Origin of the sequence: Corynebacterium sp. HMSC28B08 (assembly GCF_001806865.1) — a bacterium.
GTDB classification, from domain to species: domain Bacteria; phylum Actinomycetota; class Actinomycetes; order Mycobacteriales; family Mycobacteriaceae; genus Corynebacterium; species Corynebacterium auriscanis.
Genome location: NZ_KV786150.1, coordinates 1 through 2468, shown reverse-complemented (window position 1 = coordinate 2468; position 2468 = coordinate 1). Strand labels below are relative to the sequence as shown.

At 51.9% G+C, this 2468-nt stretch carries 6 protein-coding genes; 1 reads left to right on the top strand and 5 read right to left on the bottom strand.

The genetic code is table 11. The features are described from left to right. Positions 1–142 precede the first annotated feature (142 nt). The 5 genes from HMPREF3098_RS01620 to HMPREF3098_RS01600 form a co-directional block, all read right to left on the bottom strand. Positions 143–367, bottom strand: coding sequence for a hypothetical protein (locus HMPREF3098_RS01620; protein WP_070433759.1), 225 nt, complete (start codon positions 365–367; stop codon positions 143–145). A 22-nt stretch (positions 368–389) separates the two neighbouring features. After that, positions 390–644, bottom strand: coding sequence for a hypothetical protein (locus HMPREF3098_RS01615; RefSeq protein WP_070433758.1), 255 nt, complete (start codon positions 642–644; stop codon positions 390–392). A 61-nt stretch (positions 645–705) separates the two neighbouring features. Further along, positions 706–978: a hypothetical protein gene (locus HMPREF3098_RS01610; RefSeq protein WP_070433757.1), complete on the bottom strand. Its 273-nt coding sequence runs from the start codon at positions 976–978 to the stop codon at positions 706–708. Between the two features lie 26 nt (positions 979–1004). Beyond that, positions 1005–1205, bottom strand: a complete 201-nt coding sequence (locus tag HMPREF3098_RS01605; RefSeq protein ID WP_070433756.1) for a helix-turn-helix transcriptional regulator — start codon at positions 1203–1205, stop codon at positions 1005–1007. A 68-nt stretch (positions 1206–1273) separates the two neighbouring features. Further along, on the bottom strand, positions 1274–1522 hold the full coding sequence (locus tag HMPREF3098_RS01600; RefSeq protein ID WP_070433755.1) for a hypothetical protein: 249 nt from the start codon (positions 1520–1522) through the stop codon (positions 1274–1276). 339 nt (positions 1523–1861) lie between these two features. On the opposite strand from HMPREF3098_RS01600, the gene HMPREF3098_RS01595 reads away from it, so the two are divergent. Further along, positions 1862–2419: a helix-turn-helix domain-containing protein gene (locus tag HMPREF3098_RS01595; RefSeq protein WP_070433754.1), complete on the top strand. Its 558-nt coding sequence runs from the start codon at positions 1862–1864 to the stop codon at positions 2417–2419. The last annotated feature ends 49 nt before the right edge of the window (positions 2420–2468 follow it).

The following is a 2468-nucleotide window of genomic DNA, read 5'->3' as shown; positions in this document are numbered from 1 at the left end:
CCCGCCTCACGTCCGGTACGGTTGGTAGTCAGTACCCGCCGTGCTTTCCAGTAATCGGCGATCTTCACGAGTAATAGCGACACAAGCAGAACAAGTAGGATTCCCGGCCCACCGTCTGCGAGTGTCGCTTTTGCCATGTCTGTTACCATTCGGCACCCTCTTCTTTCCATGTGGCCGCGTCGAGCTGTTGCATGAGTGCGCATTGTGGGCACTGTTCAATCTCGGTTATTCCGAGTAGGTCGAACTGTTCTTGCTTCACATAGCGACCCCTGGGGTAGGTTTGCCCGCAAAACGTGACCATATCCCCGTTGGGTTGATCTGTTGCTTGGTGGGCATAATCCATTTCGGTTTGCGTTTTCGATGTCATTGTTTCCTCCCTTTTCTCTTGGTCATGGGTAGCTCAGCGCTTCTCCCTCAGCGAGGGGGAATTGTCGCCTAACTGCGTCTTCAAGATTCATCGTGAGTAGCTCAACGAAAGCGGTGTAGCTAGCGTTGGGGACGATGCCGCATAGTCGCCTAACAACTTCAGGCGGTAGCGGTTTCGGCTCCGGTGCTTCGATCCATGCGTTGATTTCCTCAGCGGTCATTACCGCCCCGGCTAGGTGCTCCCCTAGCGCGGCGAAAGCTGCTTGTGCGGTTTCCATTAGGCCTTTCCTTGTCGTTGCTTTTGTGATGGTGCCCTGGGGTGCTGTTGCAGATACCGTGTTATTCCGCCGCATCGTCCGCGCGGTGCGTGGCGAACATTTCCCACATGGTGGTAGCTGCGTACTCCGGTGCGATTAGCCCGTTGTGGCAACTCGACAGAACGAGACCGGCCCTATCTTCGATCTCTGTTGGTATCGCTTTGTTTTCCCATGCTTTGAGTACGAGCGTTAAGGCTTCTTCGTAGCCTTGCCCTGCGTGTACTGCGAGTTCGAGGGCGATTTCCGCGAGCTTGTAGCTCAGTTCGTTTGCTTGCTTTGTGAGGTTGTCTAGCAACTTTTGTTTTCCTTCGAGTTGTGGGGTTAGGCGCTGTATTCGGCTTTCCCGGTTGTGGCGTACTGCTGTTCAATCCACGCTTCGATGTCTTCGCGCATGTAGAAGCATCGTAGACCGAGTTTGAACCAGCGAGGCCCCTTACCCTGCGAGCGCCAGGCGCGGAATGTGTTGGGTGATAGGCCGGTCATGTCCGCTACCTGTTGTGTGCTGAGAATGTTTCGGTTCATTACTTCCTTTCCGGTTGTGTGCATGAGAAAAGGCACCCCACGGGGTGCCTTGCTTTGTTGGTTGTTGTCTAGGCCGCCGCCTTTGCGAGTTCAGCCCGTATTACGTTCCTCACTGCCTGTTCTCCCGTGGGGTCACTGTGGGGTAACAGCCTTACCTCCGCTGTGGTTATCACCTCCATTGCCTCTAGTCGCTGCTGTTCTCGCTCCATCTTCTTCCTCAGCTTCTTCACCATTTTGATGCTCTGGGCTTTGGTGAGGGGGAGGTTAAAGGTGGCGAGTTCGTCTAGAGCGATTGTGAACAGTTCTGAATTTTTCATGGTGGTTTCTCCCGGTTGTTGTCGGTAGCTCGCGGAGGGGGAGGGTTGTGGCCTTCCCCTGGCTGTCACCCCAGTGTGTGAGGTTTTGGGTCTCACCTGGCGGCTCCCTCTGTGAGGGAAGATCATGCGATCTTGATATGAGTATGCACCCATGTTGTATGCGTTGTCAACATATATATGCGATTTTGTTTTATTTACGACCGCACTAGTAGATGCGCGCGTCGCTGAACAGGCAATTTAGCGAATAGGCTGCAATAAACTGTGATGTATATCACAGCTAGAACCGCTTGCGTATGCACTCATGTTGTAGCTAGACAACCAAAGTGGCATCATTGACGCATGGCTCAAAACGACCCCATCAAACCGGAAGTAGGCGAAGAGATTCGCAGACTCCGGGAAGAGGCCAAAATAACTCAAACCGGACTCGCTAAGTACCTGAACGAAGTGCTTGGAGCGAAGTACCACCAAACGACGGTTGGCAGGATGGAAAATGGCGACCGGTCAATCAGCCTCCCCGAGGCTACTGTTATTGCAGAGTTGTTGAACGTCCCAGTCAGCCAACTAGCCGATCTTTCTATTCCGCCATCGTTCGAACGCATATGTTCGAATTACATGCTCAAAATAGGAGAGTTGAATAATTCATTCTGGTCGATAATGTCCCACATTAGAACCAGCAAAAATTTGGCAAGCAATATTCAAGACCGAATTGGCAAACTTAACCAAAATGGGTCGGAAGTTCCGAAGCACATTCAAGACCTTGTCGAAGAAATCCCCTCCGAAATAGATGCGTACGAGACTATGCTGTCTTCGGTTGAGAAAATGCTTGATCACAACAATTACTTCTGGCATCGCTGGCTTTCTGGGTTGAACTCCGTGGAAGCTCAAGAAAAAGAGTAGATTCCCAGGTACATACTGAAGTGTCCCAGGTTTTGTTCCGTTTGAGTAG

Coding starts and splice junctions, on each gene's coding strand:
- HMPREF3098_RS01595 (WP_070433754.1), top strand. CDS start 1,862: ATGGCTCAAAACGACCCCATCAAACCGGAAGTAGGCGAAGAGATTCGC.
- HMPREF3098_RS01620 (WP_070433759.1), bottom strand. CDS start 367: ATGACATCGAAAACGCAAACCGAAATGGATTATGCCCACCAAGCAACA.
- HMPREF3098_RS01615 (WP_070433758.1), bottom strand. CDS start 644: ATGGAAACCGCACAAGCAGCTTTCGCCGCGCTAGGGGAGCACCTAGCC.
- HMPREF3098_RS01605 (WP_070433756.1), bottom strand. CDS start 1,205: ATGAACCGAAACATTCTCAGCACACAACAGGTAGCGGACATGACCGGC.
- HMPREF3098_RS01600 (WP_070433755.1), bottom strand. CDS start 1,522: ATGAAAAATTCAGAACTGTTCACAATCGCTCTAGACGAACTCGCCACC.